Origin of the sequence: Planctomonas deserti (assembly GCF_003067705.1) — a bacterium.
Classification (GTDB): domain Bacteria; phylum Actinomycetota; class Actinomycetes; order Actinomycetales; family Microbacteriaceae; genus Planctomonas; species Planctomonas deserti.
This window is the reverse complement of record NZ_QANL01000142.1, coordinates 1-574: the sequence shown is the minus strand read 5'-3', so window position 1 is coordinate 574 and position 574 is coordinate 1. Positions and strand designations below refer to the sequence as shown.

At 71.3% G+C, this 574-nt stretch carries 1 protein-coding gene; it reads left to right on the top strand.

The features are described 5' to 3' along the window. On the top strand, positions 1–574 hold a 574-nt coding region (locus DAI20_RS19980; protein WP_168927710.1), incomplete at both ends, for a BatD family protein.

The window sequence follows — 574 nt, the reverse complement described above, 5'->3', positions numbered from 1 at the left end:
GTTCACCGACCTGCCGGTGCCGGATGTCGGCGCCAATGCGCTGGTGTTTGCCGAACCCGCGCAGTACGAAGAGACCTTCAACGGCAGTACGCCGCGGCTGAAGATCACCCGCCGTTATTCGATCGTGCCGCGCCAGCCGGGTGCGCTGGCGGTGCCAGGGCCGCGCCTGCCCTGGTGGGACGTGCGCAACGGCAAGGCGCAGGAGGCGAAGCTGCCGGACCTGACACTGACGGTTGCGGCCGGCACCGGCACGGGCACTGCCTCACCGGCAACGTTGCCACCGATCGACACCGACGCCGCATTGCCGGGCACCGATGGCCAGGACAGCCGTATCGCGGCCACCGATCCGCGCGCCAGCGGCCTGGCCGAGCGTCCGTGGCCGTGGATGGCGGCGGCCATCGGTCTGGCGCTGCTGTGGCTGTTGACCCTGTTGTGGGGCTGGCAGCGAGGCCGGCGCCCGCGTGCAGTGACGCCTGTCGCTGGCAAGCCCTCTGTGCCGACTGTGGCGAGCGGACGTGCCGGCCTGGCCGAACTGCGCCGCGCGCTCGATGGCGAGGGGTTCGACCAGGTTGAA